Genomic DNA, 18,096 nt, shown 5'->3' with positions numbered 1-18,096 from the left:
CGTCGCTCACCATTGCCCACTGGCTGGCACTCACCTTGACCGAGTGCCAGCCGTTGCATACAGTCGGAGTTGGCACTCGCTCCCCGCGGGTGCCAGCCTGCGAGGGCAGCGTTCACCGGCACCGCGACGACGGTACACGCCCAGCCCGAAGGCCTTTACTCCATTGGAATCGAACGCAAAGGAGAGCCCGAGTGTCGGTCTCTATCAAGCCCCTTGAGGATCGCATTGTGGTCCGCCCCCTCGAAGCCGAGCAGACCACTGCTTCCGGCCTCGTCATCCCGGACACGGCCAAGGAGAAGCCCCAGGAGGGCGAGGTCGTAGCCGTCGGACCGGGTCGCATCGACGACAACGGCAACCGCGTTCCCATCGACGTGTCCGAGGGCGACGTCGTCATCTACTCGAAGTACGGCGGAACCGAGGTCAAGAACGGCGGCCAGGAGTACCTCGTGCTCTCCGCCCGCGACGTCCTCGCCATCGTCGTCAAGTAGTAGCCCCTGAGAAGAGCCCCGGTCGCACTGGCCGGGGTTTTTCTTGCTGCACAAGCCTGAAAGGAATCAACAATGGCAAAGCAGTTGGAATTCAACGACGCCGCCCGCCGTGCCCTCGAGGCCGGCGTGGACAAGCTCGCCGACACCGTCAAGGTGACGCTGGGCCCGCGTGGACGCAATGTGGTGCTCGACAAGAAGTGGGGCGCCCCCACCATCACGAACGACGGCGTCACGATCGCCCGCGAGGTCGAGCTCGACGACCCGTACGAGAACCTCGGCGCACAGCTGGCCAAGGAAGTTGCCACCAAGACGAACGACGTCGCCGGTGACGGCACCACCACGGCCACCGTCCTGGCGCAGGCACTCGTCAAGGAGGGCCTGCGCAACGTGGCCGCCGGCGCTGCACCCGGACAGCTCAAGCACGGTATCGAGGTGTCGGTCGAGGCCGTCGCCAAGCGCCTGCTGGAGAACGCCCGCGAGGTCGTCGGTCAGCAGACCGCCAACGTCGCGTCGATCTCCGCCCAGAGCACCGAGGTGGGAGACCTCCTCGCGGAGGCCTTCGAGAAGGTGGGCAAGGATGGTGTGATCACCATCGAGGAGTCCTCCACCACGCAGACCGAACTGGTCCTCACGGAGGGCATGCAGTTCGACAAGGGCTACCTCTCGCCGTACTTCGTGACCGACGCCGAGCGTCAGGAAGCCGTCCTCGAGGACGCGCTCATCCTCATCAACTCCGGCAAGATCTCCTCGCTGCAGGAGTTCTTGCCGCTGCTCGAGAAGGCCCTGCAGGCCGGCAAGCCGCTGTTCATCATCGCCGAGGACATCGAGGGTGAGGCACTGTCCACCCTCGTGGTGAACAAGATCCGCGGCACCCTGAACGTCGTCGCCGTCAAGGCACCGGGCTTCGGTGACCGCCGCAAGGCCATGATGCAGGACATCGCCACGCTCACGGGCGCGCAGGTCGTCTCGCCCGATCTCGGTCTGAAGCTGGACCAGGTGGGCCTCGAGGTGCTGGGGTCGGCTCGCCGCATCACCGTCACCAAGGACGCCACCACCATCGTGGACGGCACGGGCAGCGAGTCCGACGTCGCCGACCGCGTGGCGCAGATCCGCGCCGAGGTGGAGCGCACCGACTCCGACTGGGACCGCGAGAAGCTCCAGGAGCGCCTGGCGAAGCTCGCCGGCGGTATCGGCGTCATCAAGGTCGGCGCCGCCACCGAGGTGGAGCTCAAGGAGAAGAAGCACCGCATCGAGGACGCCGTGTCGTCGACGCGTGCAGCTCTCGAAGAGGGCATCGTCGCCGGTGGCGGCTCCGCGCTGGTCCACGCCGGCAAGGCACTGGACACCGACTCGGACGTCCTCGCACTCGAGGGCGACGCCGCGACGGCCATCGGTCTCGTGCGTCGTGCGCTCGCCCAGCCCCTGCGCTGGATCGCCGAGAACGCCGGGCATGAGGGCTACGTCGTCGTCTCCCGCGTCTCCGACCTCGAGGTGGGCCACGGCTTCAACGCCGCGACCGGCGAGTACGAGGACCTCGTGGAGTCCGGCATCATCGACCCGGTGAAGGTGACCCGCTCGGCCCTGCGCAACGCGGCTTCCATCGCGGCACTGGTGCTCACCACGGAGACCCTCGTGGTGGAGAAGCCCGAGGAGTCCGACGACGAGGGCCACGGCCACTCGCACTAGGACACCCGGGCTCGTCCCGCGTCACCAGATCCAGCAGCACCCCGGTTCCTCGGAGCCGGGGTGCTGCTGCGTTCGGGGTGCGGGGGAGTGCGGGGGTTTCGTCGTCCATCCCATCGTTCGGCGCTGGATGGTGGGCAGCGCTGGTCGTTACCACTGGTCGCGGGTGGACAGTGGGGAGGGAGCCCGGACAGGGTGAGGTTTCGTCGTCGTCCCCATCGTTCGGCGCTGGATGGTGGGCAGCGCCGGTCGTTCCCATTGGTCGCGGGTGGAGAGTGGGAGGGAGCGTGCAGGGGTGGGGGTTCGTCGTCGTTCCCATTGTTCGCAGGTGGACGGTGGGGTGGGAGCGCGTGCGCGGTAAGGGTTCGTCGTCGTTCCCACTGATCGGTCCTGAACGGTGGGCAGCGCCGGTCGTTCCCACTGGTCGCGGGTGGAGAGTGGGAGGGAGCCCGGACAGGGTGGGGTTTCGTCGTCGTTCCCACTGTTCGGCGCTGGACGGTGGGAGGGAGCGCGCTCAGGGTGGGGGTTCGTCGTCGTTCCCACTGTTCGGCCCTGAACGGTGGGAGGGAGCGCGCTCAGGGTGGGGGTTCGTCGTCGTTCCCACTGTTCGGCCCTGAATGGTGGGCAGCGCCGGTCGTTCCCATTGGTCGCAGGTGGACGGTGGGAGGGAGCGCGGGCAGGGCAGGGGTTCGCGCTCGTTCTCACTGGCCACAGGTGGAGAGTGGGAGCGAGGCCGCTCAGGGCAGGGATTCGCCGTCGTTCGCGCTGCTGACCTCCGAATCGAGAGAGGGAGGCGGGGCCTGTGCGTGGGGGTGTGCTCGTCGCTCCCCCGGGCGGCGATCAAGGGGCGGGAACGAACGGTTCCGCCCACTGCCGAAGCTGGCCCGGAGGGATCGAGGACGACGGCCCGACGCATCAGGTCCCTTGATCAGCGGCGGTCGGTCACACTCGTGCCCATGTCAGGGTGAGGGCCGAGGATGCTCCGGTCGCGCCGGGAGGATGTCAGCGCGGACCAGGGCCCGGTCGTAGGCGATCCGCCCCTCGTTCTCCAGGATCATCGTCTCCGCCACCTGCTCGCCCGTGCGCTTGTCGCGTTCGATCCGGTACACCCTGTTATGGCGCAACACGTCGCCATCCTTCTCATAGAAGTAGGCGTCACGCTCGCGGATATGGAACTTCATCGGCAGCTCGGTGTCCGCTCGCAGCTCCCCGCGGAGGTGCTCCTCCGTGGTCCAGGTCCGGAACTGGAAGGTGTACGGCGTCCGGTTCTCCACCTGGTAATCGAGATAGTTGAAGGCTATGGAGGTCCCGGTACCCCAGGGAATCTGTCGATTGTGGTCCGGGAAGAGATCGAGTCCGTTGTGGTGGTGATGCTCCACCACGGTGAGCGGGCTGTGGAGCACCATCCAGTGCAACAGGTTGGTGAACTGGCACATGCCACCGCCCATCCCGCGGGAGGGCTTGCCGTTGCTGATCGTCATGCCCTCGCGGTAGCCCTCCTTGGCGGAGCACCGACCGGCGAGGTGCCAGAAGGAGAACCGTTCTCCGGGAGCTATCACTATTCCGTCGATCTTCGGTGCCGTCAGTCCCAGACTGACGGCCTTGTTGTCCTGCAGCTCGGTGTCCACATTCCCGAGGCGACGGCGGATCAGCGACGTGTGCCGGTATACCGTGACAGGAAGTGACTCGGTCGTGCGGCGCCTGGCAAACCGCTTCCGGCCCCCGAAATTCTTCAGGTGCCGCAGCAGGATCATGCGTTCCATCGCGATCCGGTAGGTCAGCGGCGAGAGTTCACCGAAGAGGCGTCGAGCCATGGAATACCACCTTCACAAGCTGATCGATCGGCGCCGGCGACGGAACGCGCATGGATCATCGGGCTACCCCGGTACCCCTCGACGAAGGGTACCGGGGTCCTGCGGACGCGCCGGGGATCAGGCGTCGACGACGATCGCCGTCACCACGGGCTGCCGGTTGTAGAAGCGGCGCATCCAGTTGGACGTGGCCCGCTCGATGATCTCCTCCGGATCCTGCTTGCGTCCACCCTGACGGTTCGACGCGGCGTCGCGCAGTGCCTTCTCGACGGCGGCGCCGGCCTTGTCCAGGTCCTCGTTGGAGCAGGAGAAGCCCTTGGTGAAGAACTCGGGGGCCTCGACCATGTCGCCGTTGTCCGGATCGATGATCGCCAGGACGGTGACCACGCCCTCCTCCGCCAGGCGGCGGCGCTCGCGCAGGTCCTCCTCGGTGATGCCGCCCACGCTGTCGCCGTCCACGAACACGAGGCCGGCGTCCACCTTGCCCGAGAGCGTGGCACGCCCGCGGGCGAGATCCACGGTGACGCCGTCCTGGGCGATGACCACGTTGCGGGGATCGACGCCGGTGGAGACGGCGATCTCCGAGTTGGCGCGGAGGTGACGCCACTCGCCGTGCACGGGCATGACATTGCGCGGCTTGACGATGTTGTAGCAGTAGGCGAGCTCGCCCGCGCTGGCGTGCCCGGAGACGTGCACCTTCGCGTTGCCCTTGTGCACCACATTCGCGCCGATCTCGGTGAGCGCGTTGATGATGCCGTAGATGGCGTTCTCGTTGCCGGGGATCAGCGAGCTGGCCAGCAGCACCGTGTCGCCCTCGCTGATGCGGATGGCGTGGTCCTTGTTCGCCATGCGGGACAGGGCCGCCATCGGCTCACCCTGCGAGCCGGTGCAGATCAGCACCACCTTGTGGTCGTCGCTGCGCTCGAGCTTCCTGAAGTCGACGAGCAGGCCCTGCGGAATGTTCAGGTACCCGAGGTCTGCCGCGATGGTCATGTTGCGCACCATCGAGCGGCCCACGAAGGCCACCTTGCGCTTGTGCCGGTGCGCGGTGTCGATGATCTGCTGGATGCGGTGGATGTGGCTCGCGAAGCTGGAGACGATGATGCGGCGTGGCGCGGTGCGGAACACCGCGTCGATGGCCGGCGCCAGGTCCTTCTCGGACGTGGTGAAGCCCGGCACATCGGCGTTCGTGGAGTCCGTGAGGAACAGGTCCACGCCCTCCGCGCCCAGGCGGGCGAAGGCTCCGAGGTCCGTGATGCGCCGGTCCAGGGGGAACTGGTCCATCTTGAAGTCGCCCGTGTGCAGCACCATGCCGGCCGCGGTGCGGATGGCGACGGCGAGGCTGTCGGGGATGGAGTGGTTGACGGCGACGAACTCGAGATCGAAGCCCTCGATGGTGCGCCGGTCGCCCTCCTTGACCTGGACGGTCTTCGGGGTGATGCGGTGTTCCTTGAGCTTGGCCTCGATGAACGCGAGCGTCAGCCGCGAACCGATCAGGGGGATGTCCGCGCGTTCCTTCAGCAGGTAGGGGATACCGCCGATGTGGTCCTCGTGCCCGTGGGTGAGGACCACCGCGACGACGTCGTCGAGACGCTCGCGGATGTAGGAGAAGTCGGGGAGGATGACGTTGATCCCCGGCTGGTGGTCCTCGGGGAACAGGACGCCGCAGTCGACGATCAGCAGTTTGCCGTCGAACTCGAAGACGGTCATGTTTCTGCCGATCTCACCGATCCCACCGAGTGCGACGATGCGCATGGCTCCCTTGGCCAGTTCCCGTGGTGCTTTCAGTGCAGCAGGTCGTTTATTCACAGATCAGCATTCTCTCGTTGATGAGCCGAAGCGGGTCAGGGGGCTCATCGACGTTGTGTCGTCGAGGCCGGCAGACCCGGCGATCGGACTCAGATGGTCCCGGGTATCCGCCGGGAGATACTCCTATCAAGAGTACGTGCTCCCGCCGTGAACCGGCGGATCGGCGGCCGACAGCGGGAACGGACCGGACAGGAGGAGCGACGCGCGGGGCGGGGACCGGCCGGAAAGCGGGGCGGCGACCGGCCGGAAATAGGGCGGCTCCGCCGAGCGTTCTAGACTGGTACGGCCGCAGGCGTAGCCCGCCGCAGGCCCCACCCACCCAGATCGGGCAACACCGAAAGAGGCGTATCAGTGAGCCAGCAGTCCGGCCAGAACGAGACCCACGACCCTTTCGGATTCATCGGCCTGACGTACGACGACGTGCTCCTGCTCCCCGGCCACACCGACGTCATTCCGTCGGAGGCCGATACGTCGTCGCGCATCTCCCGGCGCATCACGGTCAGGACCCCCCTGCTCTCCTCCGCCATGGACACCGTGACCGAGTCCCGTATGGCCGTCGCCATGGCACGGCAGGGCGGCCTCGGCGTCATCCACCGCAATCTCTCCATCCAGGACCAGGCCGACCAGGTGGACCGGGTGAAGCGCAGCGAGTCGGGCATGATCTCGAATCCGCTGACCATCGGGCCCGACGCCACGCTCCAGGAACTCGATGCCCTGTGCGGGCACTACCGCGTCTCCGGTCTGCCCGTGGTCGACGACGCCGGCCGCCTCCTCGGCATCGTGACCAACCGCGACACGCGCTTCGTGCTCGAACGCGACTTCCCCCGCACGCTCGTGCACACCGTGATGACCAAGATGCCGCTGGTGACCGGGCGCGTGGGCATCAGCGGCGACGACGCGATCGACCTCCTCGCGACCAACAAGATCGAGAAACTTCCCCTGGTCGACGGCGAGGGCGTGCTCCGCGGCCTCATCACGGTCAAGGACTTCACGAAGGCCGAGCAGTACCCGCTCTCCACGAAGGACGACGACGGACGCCTCCGCGTCGGGGCCGCCATCGGCTTCTTCGGTGACGGCTGGGAGCGGGCCATGGCGCTGGTCGACGCCGGTGTCGACGCCCTCTTCGTCGACACGGCCAACGGCCACAGTGCCGGCGTCCTCGAGATGATCGCGCGGCTCAAGGCCGAGACCTCCGCGGCCCACGTCGACATCGTCGGCGGGCAGGCAGCCACCCGCGAGGGAGCGCAGGCCCTGATCGACGCCGGAGCCGACGGCATCAAGGTGGGTGTAGGGCCGGGCTCCATCTGCACCACGCGCGTCGTCGCGGGCGTCGGCGTACCGCAGGTGACGGCGATCTACGAGTCCGCGAAGGCCGCCATCCCCGCCGGGGTCCCGGTGATCGCCGACGGCGGTCTGCAGTACTCCGGCGACATCGGCAAGGCGCTCGTCGCCGGCGCCGACACCGTGATGCTCGGTTCGCTCCTGGCCGGTTCCGCCGAGTCCCCCGGGGAGCTGGTCTTCGTCAACGGGAAGCAGTTCAAGACCTACCGGGGCATGGGCTCCCTGGGCGCCATGCAGACCCGCGGCAAGAACACCTCGTACTCGAAGGACCGCTACTTCCAGGCCGACGTCGCCGGCGACGACAAGCTGATCCCCGAGGGGATCGAGGGCCGCGTGGCCTACCGGGGCCCGCTGGCCTCGGTGGCCCACCAGCTGGTCGGGGGCCTACGCCAGACCATGTTCTACACCGGCGCGCGCACCATCGCCGAGCTCAAGGCCAAGGGCAAGTTCGTCCGCATCACCTCGGCCGGGCTGAAGGAATCCCACCCGCACGACATCCAGATGACAGTTGAGGCACCCAACTACGGCTCCAACTAGCCACTCCCGGCCCCCGTACGCCCCTCCCGGCGCGGGAGGTGCCCCGTGAGCGGACTCCCGCAGCCCGAGGCCACCGCCCGCCGCAGGATCCGCGTCCGTCCGTACGCGCGCGCCGTCGGGCAGGTCCTCGCGGTGAGCGCCAAGGCGTCGCCGGGTGCCGTCGCCATGAAGATCGGCGGCTCCCTCATCTCCGCGGTGCTGCCGCTCGTGACCACCTACTTCGCGGCCCTCACGACGACGGCGCTCGCCGACGCCTACGCGGGTGAGGCCGACGCCGGTCGGTCGGCCCTCGTCTACGTGGTCATCACGGTGGTCCTCGGGCTCCTGTGGGGAGCGTTCACGAGCGTGGACCGCTACATCCAGCAGGTCCTGAGCTTCCGTGTCGGGGCGATCGTGGGCGACCGCATGTACGAGCGTTTCCTGGCGCTGGAGTTCTGGCGCTACGACGACAAGGAGACGGTCGATCTCTACGACCGTGCGCGGCGCTTCTCCGACTCCTACGCCCGCGTCCTGGACCGGATCGCCGCGATCTTCACGCAGCTGGTGTCCGTGGTCCTCGCGATCGGCGCGCTGCTCCTGGTCAGCTGGTGGATCGCGCTCATCGTCCTCGTGGCGATCATCCCCAGCGTCTACCTGCAGTTCAGACTCTCGCGCGAGCAGATCGCGCACTGGAACACGCAGATCGACTCCCGGCGGCAGCGGCGCATGATCGAGACGAATCTCATGAAGCCGCAGAACATCGCGGAAATGCGCCTCTACGGGATCGTCCGCTACCTGATGGGCCTGCGCTCCACCCTGCGCGACGTGGACGAGAAGCGGCGGCTCGACTTCCAGAAGCGCTACATCCCCAAACAGCTCGTGGCCGACGCGCTGCAGTACGGCGCCCAGCTGCTGGCCCTCGTGTGGGTGGTGGTCCAGATCATCGCGCGGGCCCAACCCGTGGGCCAGTTCCTCTACGTCCAGCAGATCGTCAGCCGCGCGCTGACCACGGCGAACAGCCTCGTCTCGTCGCTGAGCTCCATCGACGAGGATCTGGCGAACCTGAAGGACTACGAGCAGTTCATGGAGTTCCCGCTGTCCACCACGGCCACCGGACGGCTGGACGGTGCGCCGTCCGCCGTCGAACTCCGCGACATCCACTTCACCTACACCGGCTCGGAGGCGGAGGTCCTCAGGGGCATCTCCATGTCGTTCGAGCGGGGCACGCACGTGGCGATCGTGGGCGAGAACGGTGCGGGCAAGTCGACGCTCGTGAGGGTCCTCGCCGGGCTCTACCAGCCGAGCGAGGGGGCGGTCCTGCTCGACGGGCGCGATCTGCGCGGCATCCGCATCGACGACTGGCACGAGCATCTCGCCGTGATGTCCCAGGACTTCCTGCGCTACGAGTTCGCCACCGCGGCGAACAACATCTACTTCGGTGACGTGCACGGCCCGCGCGACGACGAGCGCGTCCGCCGTGCCGCCGAGGACGCCGAGGCAGGCGACTTCATCGCGAAGCTGCCCGACGGGTTCGAGAACTACGTCAGCAACTGGATGGAGGATCCCCGGGGGCGGAAGGGCAGCGGACTCTCCGGCGGGCAGTGGCAGCGGCTCGCGATGGCCCGCAACTTCTACCGGGACGCGCCCTTCATCGTCATGGACGAACCCACCTCGGCGATCGACGCGCTCGCCGAGCACCGCATCTTCTCGCAGCTCTTCGCCGACCGTTCCCGGACCATCATCGCCATCAGCCACCGGCTCGCCACCATCGAGAAGGCCGACGTCGTGTACATGCTCGAGGACGGCCGGATCGTCGAGTCCGGCACCCACCGCGAGCTCGTGGCGCTGCGGGGCCGGTACTACCGCATGTTCGAGAGCCAGCTGCCGGAGGCCTGAACCCGCCCCGCCCGACCGGCGACCCACGCTGGGCTAATCTGGAGCAGTGACTTACGAGATCGAGATCGGCCGGGCCAAGCGTGGACGCAGGGCATATTCGCTGGACGACGTGGCGGTGGTCCCTTCCCGACGGACCCGTGATCCGCTCGACGTGTCCGTGTCCTGGCAGATCGATGCCTACCAGTTCGAGATGCCCGTGATCGCGGCGCCCATGGACTCGGTGATGTCCCCCGCCACGGCGATCGCCATGGGCCGGCTCGGGGGTCTGGGCGTGCTGAATCTCGAGGGTCTGTGGACCCGCTACGATGACCCGCAGTCCGTGCTCGACGAGATCGCCGGGCTGAGCACCGAGAACTTCAGCCCCGCCGCCACGCGACGCCTGCAGGAGATCTACGAGGCCCCCATCCGCGCCGATCTCATCACGAGCAGGCTCGCCGAGATCCGCGAGGCCGGGGTGACGGTGGCGGGCTCACTCACCCCGCAGCGCACCCAGCAGTTCTACAGGACGGTCCTCGCCGCCGGCGTGGACATCTTCGTGATCCGCGGCACCACGGTGTCCGCTGAGCACGTCTCCAAGAACGAGGAGCCGCTGGACCTGAAGAAGTTCATCTACGAACTCGACGTCCCCGTGATCGTCGGGGGAGCGGCGGGCTACACGCCCGCTCTGCATCTGATGCGCACCGGTGCCGCCGGTGTGCTCGTCGGATTCGGGGGAGGGGCGACGACGACCACCCGGCGTGCGCTCGGCATCCACTCGCCGCTGGCCTCGGCCATCGCCGACGTCGCCGGTGCCCGCCGGGACTACATGGACGAGTCCGGCGGCCGCTACGTCCACGTCATCGCCGACGGCGGGATGGGCGTCAGCGGCGACATCGTCAAGGCCATCGCCATGGGCGCCGACGCCGTGATGCTCGGGTCCGCGCTGGCACGCGCCGACGAGGCGCCCGGCAGGGGCTGGCACTGGGGCCAGGAGGCCCACCACGGCGAACTGCCGCGCGGCGACCGCGTGGATATCGGCACCGTGGGGCCGCTCCGGGAGGTCCTGTGGGGTCCGTCCCACCACACCGACGGCACCTCGAACCTGATCGGCGCCCTCCGGCGCGCCATGGCCACCACCGGGTACTCGGACCTCAAGGAGTTCCAGCGGGTGGAAGTGGTCCTCTCGCCCTACGCCTCCGTCGACTGAGCCCGTGGGAACGTTCACGCACCCCCGCTAGGGTGGTGGCACTGGAGCCGTCGTGATCATCGAAAGGCACACCGTGAACGAGCTGTTCCCCGATCTGTACGACGCCGAGCTCACCACCGCCGAGCTGGTGATCCTGGAGATGGAGGCGACCTCGAAGGAGGACGCCGCCGCCCAGCTGGCGGGGCGCCTGCACCGTGCGGGGCGCATCTCCGACCTCGACGGGTTCCTCCGCCAGGTCAACGCCCGCGAGCACCAGCTGGCCACGGGGCTGCCCGGCGGGGTGGGCCTGCCGCACGCCCGCAGCGAGTACGTGACGCAGACGTCGATCGCCGTCGGCGTGACCCGCTTCGGCTACAGCATCGACTTCGGCGCCGTGGACGGACCGGCCACCCTCGTGCTGCTCATGGCCACACCGGCGCAGTCCTTCTCGGAGCATCTGGAGGTGCTGGCCACCACCGCCCGGAGCCTGTTCAAGGAGAACTTCCGCGAGTCGCTGCGCCGCGCTCACGACGCCGAGGTGATCGCCGAACTGGTCAACTCCTCGCTGGTGTTCTTCGACCACTAGTCCTGCGGTGCACCAGGCGTCCCGGGAGGTTCACTCGCTCTGCCACGAGTTCCACAGCGACGCGTAGGCGCCGTCCAGGGTGATGAGCTCCTCGTGCGAGCCGAGTTCGATGATGCGTCCCTCCTCGACGACGGCCACGCGGTCGGCGTCGTGCGCGGTGTGCAGGCGGTGCGCGATGGCGATGACGGTCCGGCCCGCCAGCACGGCGTTCAGCGAGCGCTCGAGATCCCGGGCGGCCTGCGGATCGATCAGGGACGTTGCCTCGTCGAGCACCAGGGTGTGCGGGTCGGCCAGGATCAGCCGTGCCAGGGCGAGCTCCTGCGCCTGGGCCGGGGTCAGCTCGTGGGCCCCGGAGCCGACCTCCGTCCCCATGCCCTCGGGAAGCTGCCTGACCCAGTCCAGCGCGCCGACGCTGCGCAGCGCGTCCTCGATCTCGGCGTCGGGCGCGTCCGCACGCCCCAGACGCACGTTGTCCGAGACCGACCCGACGAACACGTGGTGCTCCTGTGTCACGAGTGCCACCTCGCGGCGCAGGTCGTCGAGCGGGCGGTCCACGAGGGGTACGCCGCCCACCGTCACGGAGCCCGCCGTCGGAGGGTGGATCCCGGCGATCAGGCGACCCAGGGTGGACTTCCCGGCGCCGGAGGGCCCGACGACGGCGAGGCGTTCGCCGCGCACGAGGGTGAGATCGACGTCGTGGAGGACGGTGTGCCCTTCACGGTAGGCGTAGCTGGCGCCGGCGACGACGATGTCCTCGTTGGCGGGCTCCGCCGTGGTCGCCGTGCGGTCGGGCTCCACGTCCTTGATGCCGACGATCCGCGCCAGCGACGCCGCGCCCACCTGGATCTCGTCGGTCCACATGATGAGCAGGTCCACCGGGTCGATCAGGCGGACGGCGAACAGGGCCACCGTGGCCACCGCGCCCGGCGTGACGACGCCCTGCCCGGCGAGCCAGCCTCCCCAGAGCAGCACCGCGGCCGCCGGGAGCCAGAAGGCGATGTCCGCGGCCGGGAAGAGGACCGAGCGCAGCCACAGGGTGTAGCGCTCCGCCCTGAAGCTCGCCGTGAGGGCGCTGTCGAGCTCCTCGCGCCGCAGCGCGCCGAGACCGAGGGCGTCGACTGTCCGCGCGCCCTCGATGGTCTCGGTGATGGTCCCGTTGACGACGGCGTAGGTCTCGCGCTCCCGCATGTAGCCCCGGGCGCTGCGCCTGAGGTACCAGCGGGTCACGGTCCACAGCAGGGGAAGGCCCACGAGCAGTGCGAGGGACAGGACGGGGGAGGTGACGACCGCGACACCGAGGGTGAGGACGATGGTCACGAGCGACACGACGACCTGCGGGACGCCGAAGCGCACGGTGTGGGAGACGGCCTCGATGTCGTTCGTGGTGCGCGCCACGAGATCACCCGTCCCGGCCTTCTCCACCGTGGACAGCGGCAGCGCCGTCATGTCCTGCATGAAGTCCTCGCGCAGCTCGGCGAAGACCCGCTCACCGAAGACCATGCCCGAGCGGACCGCGTACCGGCGCAGCACTGACTGCACGATCAGGAAGCCGAGCATGCCCAGCGAGACGAGGGCCACGAAGCCCCGGGTGGTACCCGCGGCCAGCGCGTCGACGAGCTCGCCGAGCAACAGCGGGCCGGCGAGCCCGGCCACGGCGGAGCCGATGTACAGCGCGATGACCAGTCCGAGCCCGCGCCGGTGGTGGCGGATCAGCCTGGAGGCCTCGCCGCGCACCGCGGTGGCTCCCGCGACGGGGAGCCTGGTGGTGCTACTCACTGCGGATCACCACGTCCCGGTACGCCGCGCTGTCGGCCATGAGGTCCCGGTGGCTGCCCTGGGCGCTGACCCGGCCGTCCTCGAGGAACACCACGCGGTCCATGGTCCGGAGCATGAGGGGGCTCGCCGTGACGATGACCGTGGTCAGCCCGTCCCGCGCCCGCACGCCCGCCAGGCGGGAGGCGATGCGCTGCTCGGTGTGCGCGTCCACGGCGCTCGTGGGCTCCACCAGGACCAGGGTCTCCGCCTCCGTCAGATAGGCGCGGGCCAGGACCAGGCGCTGGCGTTGCCCGCCGGAGAAACCCCTGCCGCGTTCGGTGACCTCGTGGGCGAGGCCGCCGTCGAGTCCGTCGAGGATGTCCAGGGCGCTGGCCGCCTCGAGCGCGGCCAGGACGGCGGCGTCGTCGTGCCGGCCGTGCGGATCGAGCTGGCGGCGCAGGGGACCGCTGAAGAGCTGGGGAGCGGCCTCGCTGACCACGATGCGTCTGCGGATGTCCGCGAGCGGCACCCGGCGCAGGTCAGCGGACCCCCAGCGCACGATCGGTGCTCCGGGTCCGCCGGGTCGGTCGTCGAAGCGGCCGAGGCGCGTGAGGGCCTCCGTGGACTCAGCGGGCTCCCGGGAGACGACGGCGGTGAGGAGCCCGGGGCCGACGACGATGCCGGAGCGTTCGTCGACCAGGACCGAACCGGCGCGCGGCGCAGGGACCGGGGTGGTGCTCTCGGACACGTTCGCATCGACGGAGAGGACGGCGATGATCTTGCGGGCGCCGACATGGGCGCGGATGAAGCGGGCCACGGAATCAGCGGCCGCCCGGATGGGCGTCACGAGGAAGATGGAGAACCCGTACAGGGCCACGAGCTCTCCGGGGGCGATGTCGCCGTCGAGGACCAGCGAGGCGCCCACCCAGGTGAAGACCACGCTGAAGGTCCCCGCGATGAACACCTGGGAGGCCTCGAGATCCGCCAGGGACCGGGCGACGCGGATCCCGGAGTCGCGCGTGGCGGCCGACTTCACGCGGTAGCGGTCCACGAAGATGTGCTCCCCGCCGATGCCGCGGAGCACGCGCAGGCCCGCCACGGTGTCCGCGCCGACCGCCGTCATCCTCCCGGCGGCCTCGCGCTGCTCGCGCTGACGCGCCTGCATGGGCCGCACCACGAAGAGCAGCAGCGCGCAGCAGACGGGCACGCCGAGCAGGACCACGACGCCGAGGACGGGCGAGGTCCGCCAGATGAGGACCGTCACCACGACCCAGGCGGCAGCCGCCCCGGCGAGTCGCGTCAGGACCTCGTAGACCTCCCCGAGCCTGAAGGCATCGGACGCCGCCGTCGAGACGACCTCGCCCGTGGACAGCGCTGTGGGCAGCGCGTCGCCGGTGCGGCTGATCTTGTGCCCCACGAGCCGGACGGAACGGAACGCGGCCTGCATCCAGCTGCTGACCCCGGCCCGGTGCGTGGCGGTGTCGGAGGCGGCCTGCACCACCATGAGCCCGAGCAGGGCGAGGGTCCAGCCCAGGAGGGCCCGGCCGTCCTGGCCGATCACGCCGTCGTCGATGGCCCGGCCGAGCACGAAGGGCATCACGGCCTGCGAGGCCATCCAGACGGAGCCGAGCGCTATTCCCGCGGCGAGGGTGGCCTTCTGCCTGGCGGCGAGCCAGAGCAGATAACGCGCCGGCGAGCGCAGGTCCGGCGAGCCGGCCAGGGGATAGGGAAAGGAGCGCACGAGGGACAATCCTAGACCGCGGTGCACCGAAGTGATAGGGACAAACCAATCACTGTGCCGGTCGTCCATCGGCCCCTCCGGGACCGGGTCGGGGTGCCTGCGGCATTCGCTGTTCTACAGCCGCACGAAGTACCGTGGAGGGGTGCTGAAGACCGCGATCAAGCCCCGATGGATCCTCATGCTGATCCTCGCGATGGCGATCGCTTCCGTCTTCGTCCTCCTGAGCCGGTGGCAGTTCAGTTCGTCGAGCGAGACCGCCCCGCCCGCCCCGACCACCACCGAGACCGTCCGCCCCCTCACCGACGTGCTCGATCCGCTCTCACCGCTGTATGCGACGGGCGCGGACCAGATGGTCTCCTTCGACGGCGCCTTCGTGCCCGGGGCGCGCATGCTGGTCCAGGACAGGCTGCTGGACGGCGACGAGGGACTGTGGGTCGTCGAGGGCTTCGCCGTGGAGGACCCGACGGGCGACGACGGCACGACGGCCGACGCTGCGCAGGCGCTCATCCCGGTGGTGCTGGGCTGGGTCCCCTCGGTGGAGGACGCGGCGACCGTGCCCGAGCAGACCGGCGCATCGACCGTGGTCGGACGCCTCCTGCCACCCGAGGCCCCCGAGCTCGCGCGACCGGTCGAGGGGCAGCTCCCCACCCTGTCCACGGCCGCGCTGTCCAACATCTGGGACCAGCCGGTCTACGCCGCCTTCGTGGTGGCCTCGGAGGTGACCCGCGACGGTGCGCCCGTGTCCTTCGCGGCAGGCCTCGAGGAGGTGGTGGTGGGACCCCAGCCCCAGGAGACGCCCGTCAACTGGCTGAACATCTTCTATGCCATCGAGTGGGTGGTGTTCGCCGGCTTCGCGTTCTTCCTCTGGTGGCGCCTCGTCGCCGACGACCACCGCCGGTCCCTCGAGGACGCCGCCGACGCCGAGGAGGCCCGGCGCACCGCTGACGAGCCACGCACCGCAGCGCAGGTCGCCGCTCCCTCAGGTCCCCGGCTCACCTCGAGCACCACCAGCTCGAGCACCACCAGCTCGAGCACCACCAGCTCGAGTACCACCAGCTCGGGCACCACCACGCGCACCCCGGGGCCCGGCGGCACTCCCGCTCCAGGGCCCCCCGACACCGAAAGCGGTACCTTCCCGTGACAGAGCCAGCACTCGATCCCGCCGGTCGGCGCCGCACACCCCCCGCAGGCACGCCCAAGCGGCGGTTCGGCGGCACGCACGCACAGATCCGCTCCGCCCTGTCCTTCTACCGTGTCCTGGCGTATCTCACCGGCGTCATGCTGCTGCTGGTGGTCGTCGAGATGGTGGCCAAGTACGGCTTCGACTCCGAGATCGTGGCCGGGGGCGGGGCGGTCATCCAGTTCCTGCCGGAAGTGGTCGCGGACACCGCCGGCGGTTTCAACCTCTCGACGGCCGTGCTGATCGTCCACGGCTGGCTCTACGTGCTGTACCTCATCGCGGACTTCCGCCTCTGGCAGTTCATGCGCTGGCCCTTCAGCCGGTTCGTCCTCATCGCACTCGGCGGTGTGGTCCCCCTGCTGTCCTTCGTGGTGGAGCGGCGCATCCACCGGCAGGCGGAAGAGGATCTGCGGGCGCATCCGGAGGCGCTGCAGCGCTACTGAGCGACCCCGGGTCCGCGGCGACGCAGGGCGGGGCGGGGCGACGGGCTGCGACTATCATTGACGCGTGACTACCCCCGAGAACGGCTCCGAACACCGCCCTGTCCTCGTCGTGGACTACGGCGCACAGTATGCGCAGCTGATCGCCCGCCGCGTCCGTGAGGCGGACATCTACTCCGAGATCGTCCCGCACACGCTGAGCACGCAGGAGATCCTGGCGAGGAACCCGGCGGCCATCATCCTGTCCGGAGGTCCCTCCAGCGTCTACGCCGAGGGAGCTCCCTCGGTCGACGCCGAGCTCTTCGACGCCGGCGTCCCGGTCCTCGGCATCTGCTACGGGTTCCAGGCCATGGCCCAGGCGCTCGGGGGCACGGTGGCCCACACCGGTCTGCGGGAGTACGGCTCCACCGAGATCCGTTCGGAGGGCGGGTCGCGGTCGATCCTCAGCGGCACCCCGGACCACCAGGCCAGCTGGATGAGCCACGGCGACAGCGTCCAGGCCGCGCCCGAGGGCTTCGACGTCCTCGCCCGCAGCGCCGGCGCGCCCGTTGCCGCCTTCGCCGACGAGGAGAAGGGCCTCTACGGGGTGCAGTGGCACCCCGAGGTCAAGCACTCCGAACACGGTCAGACGGTGCTCGAGAACTTCCTGCTCCGCGGTGCCCGGCTGACGCCGAACTGGACCACGGGGAACATCCTCGAGGAGCAGGTGCAGCGTATCCGCGAGCAGATCGGGGACGCCCGGGTGATCTGCGGGCTCTCCGGCGGCGTCGACTCCGCCGTCGCCGCCGCCCTCGTGCAGCGCGCGGTCGGCGACCAGCTGACGTGCGTCTTCGTGGACCACGGCCTGCTCCGCGAGGGCGAGGCGGAGCAGGTGGAGCGGGACTTCGTCGCCGCCACCGGGGTCAGGCTCCACGTGGCAGAGGAGCAGGAGCGCTTCCTCGACGCGCTCGCGGGGGTCTCCGATCCGGAGGACAAGCGCAAGATCATCGGCCGCGAGTTCATCCGGGCCTTCGAGGAGGCCGAGCGCGCCATCATGAAGGAGGCGGAGGCCGAGGGCGAACCCATCCGCTTCCTCGTCCAGGGCACCCTCTACCCCGACGTCGTCGAATCCGGCGGCGGTGAGGGGGCGGCGAACATCAAGAGCCACCACAATGTGGGCGGCCTGCCCGAGGACCTGCGGTTCGAGCTCGTGGAGCCCCTGCGGACCCTCTTCAAGGACGAGGTCCGTACCGTGGGCGCCCAGCTCGGTCTCCCCGCGGAGATCGTGGGCCGCCAGCCGTTCCCCGGCCCGGGACTCGGCATCAGGATCGTCGGCGAGGTCACCCGGGACCGCCTCGAGCTCCTGCGCAGGGCCGATGCGATCGCCCGCGCCGAACTCACCGCGGCCGGTCTGGACAACGACGTGTGGCAGATGCCGGTGGTGCTCCTGGCCGATGTGCGCAGCGTCGGGGTGCAGGGCGACGGTCGCACCTACGGCCACCCGATCGTCCTCCGCCCGGTGTCGAGCGAGGATGCGATGACCGCCGACTGGTCGCGCCTGCCCTACGATCTGCTGGCCCGGATCTCGAACCGCATCACGAACGAGGTGGACGGAGTGAACCGCGTGGTGCTCGATGTGACGAGCAAGCCGCCGGGCACCATCGAGTGGGAGTAGGCGTGGGCGGTCTCGGGGACGAAGGGGCCCC

General features: G+C 69.4%; 13 protein-coding genes. 9 read left to right on the top strand and 4 right to left on the bottom strand.

From position 1 onward, the window contains the following. Positions 1–191 precede the first annotated feature (191 nt). Both groES and groL read left to right on the top strand, forming a co-directional pair. Positions 192–488, top strand: a complete 297-nt coding sequence (gene groES, locus Q0747_RS02725) for a co-chaperone GroES (protein ID WP_148599261.1) — start codon at positions 192–194, stop codon at positions 486–488. Positions 489–560: 72 nt separating this feature from the next. Next, positions 561–2,174 (top strand): chaperonin GroEL, encoded by a 1,614-nt coding sequence (gene groL / locus Q0747_RS02720; RefSeq protein ID WP_298251706.1) that lies wholly within the window; start codon positions 561–563, stop codon positions 2,172–2,174. Between the two features lie 956 nt (positions 2,175–3,130). Here groL and Q0747_RS02715 read toward each other — a convergent pair. Together Q0747_RS02715 and Q0747_RS02710 are read right to left on the bottom strand one after the other, a co-directional pair. Beyond that, a complete protein-coding gene (locus Q0747_RS02715; RefSeq protein ID WP_298251705.1) occupies positions 3,131–3,985 on the bottom strand; it encodes a VanW family protein in 855 nt (284 codons plus the stop codon). A gap of 117 nt (positions 3,986–4,102) precedes the next feature. Further along, complete coding sequence (locus Q0747_RS02710; RefSeq protein ID WP_298251764.1) at positions 4,103–5,737, bottom strand: ribonuclease J; 1,635 nt, start codon at positions 5,735–5,737, stop codon at positions 4,103–4,105. A 405-nt stretch (positions 5,738–6,142) separates the two neighbouring features. Between Q0747_RS02710 and guaB the strand changes: the two genes are divergently transcribed. The 4 genes from guaB to Q0747_RS02690 all read left to right on the top strand — a co-directional run bounded on the left by guaB (position 6,143) and on the right by Q0747_RS02690 (position 11,295). Further along, the gene (gene guaB / locus Q0747_RS02705; RefSeq protein WP_298251704.1) at positions 6,143–7,669 is read left to right on the top strand and encodes an IMP dehydrogenase; all 1,527 of its coding nucleotides are present in this window, start codon (positions 6,143–6,145) and stop codon (positions 7,667–7,669) included. A 45-nt stretch (positions 7,670–7,714) separates the two neighbouring features. Then, positions 7,715–9,544 (top strand): ABC transporter ATP-binding protein, encoded by a 1,830-nt coding sequence (locus Q0747_RS02700; RefSeq protein WP_298251703.1) that lies wholly within the window; start codon positions 7,715–7,717, stop codon positions 9,542–9,544. A 46-nt stretch (positions 9,545–9,590) separates the two neighbouring features. Then, positions 9,591–10,730, top strand: a complete 1,140-nt coding sequence (locus tag Q0747_RS02695) for a GuaB3 family IMP dehydrogenase-related protein (protein WP_298251702.1) — start codon at positions 9,591–9,593, stop codon at positions 10,728–10,730. Between the two features lie 73 nt (positions 10,731–10,803). Then, positions 10,804–11,295 carry a PTS sugar transporter subunit IIA gene (locus Q0747_RS02690; RefSeq protein WP_298251701.1) on the top strand — a complete coding sequence of 164 codons (492 nt, stop codon included), beginning with the start codon at positions 10,804–10,806 and terminating at the stop codon, positions 11,293–11,295. Positions 11,296–11,325: 30 nt separating this feature from the next. On the opposite strand, the gene Q0747_RS02685 is transcribed toward Q0747_RS02690, so the two are convergent. Both Q0747_RS02685 and Q0747_RS02680 read right to left on the bottom strand, forming a co-directional pair. Continuing rightward, positions 11,326–13,071: an ABC transporter ATP-binding protein gene (locus tag Q0747_RS02685; RefSeq protein ID WP_298251700.1), complete on the bottom strand. Its 1,746-nt coding sequence runs from the start codon at positions 13,069–13,071 to the stop codon at positions 11,326–11,328. After that, positions 13,064–14,791: an ABC transporter ATP-binding protein gene (locus tag Q0747_RS02680; RefSeq protein WP_298251699.1), complete on the bottom strand. Its 1,728-nt coding sequence runs from the start codon at positions 14,789–14,791 to the stop codon at positions 13,064–13,066. Before Q0747_RS02680 ends, Q0747_RS02685 begins: the two co-directional genes overlap by 8 nt. 142 nt (positions 14,792–14,933) lie before the next feature. On the opposite strand from Q0747_RS02680, the gene Q0747_RS02675 reads away from it, so the two are divergent. The 3 genes from Q0747_RS02675 to guaA all read left to right on the top strand — a co-directional run bounded on the left by Q0747_RS02675 (position 14,934) and on the right by guaA (position 18,065). After that, positions 14,934–15,932: an SURF1 family protein gene (locus Q0747_RS02675; RefSeq protein WP_298251698.1), complete on the top strand. Its 999-nt coding sequence runs from the start codon at positions 14,934–14,936 to the stop codon at positions 15,930–15,932. Continuing rightward, a complete protein-coding gene (locus Q0747_RS02670; protein ID WP_298251697.1) occupies positions 15,929–16,414 on the top strand; it encodes a DUF3817 domain-containing protein in 486 nt (161 codons plus the stop codon). The genes Q0747_RS02675 and Q0747_RS02670 overlap by 4 nt, the downstream gene beginning before the upstream one ends. A 64-nt stretch (positions 16,415–16,478) precedes the next feature. Next, positions 16,479–18,065, top strand: coding sequence for a glutamine-hydrolyzing GMP synthase (guaA, locus tag Q0747_RS02665; RefSeq protein WP_298251696.1), 1,587 nt, complete (start codon positions 16,479–16,481; stop codon positions 18,063–18,065). Positions 18,066–18,096 lie beyond the last annotated feature (31 nt).

The organism is uncultured Arthrobacter sp., from assembly GCF_947493765.1.
Taxonomy (GTDB): domain Bacteria; phylum Actinomycetota; class Actinomycetes; order Actinomycetales; family Micrococcaceae; genus Arthrobacter_D.
Note: the sequence above shows the minus strand (reverse complement) of the source record. Positions and strands in the feature narration are given on the sequence as shown.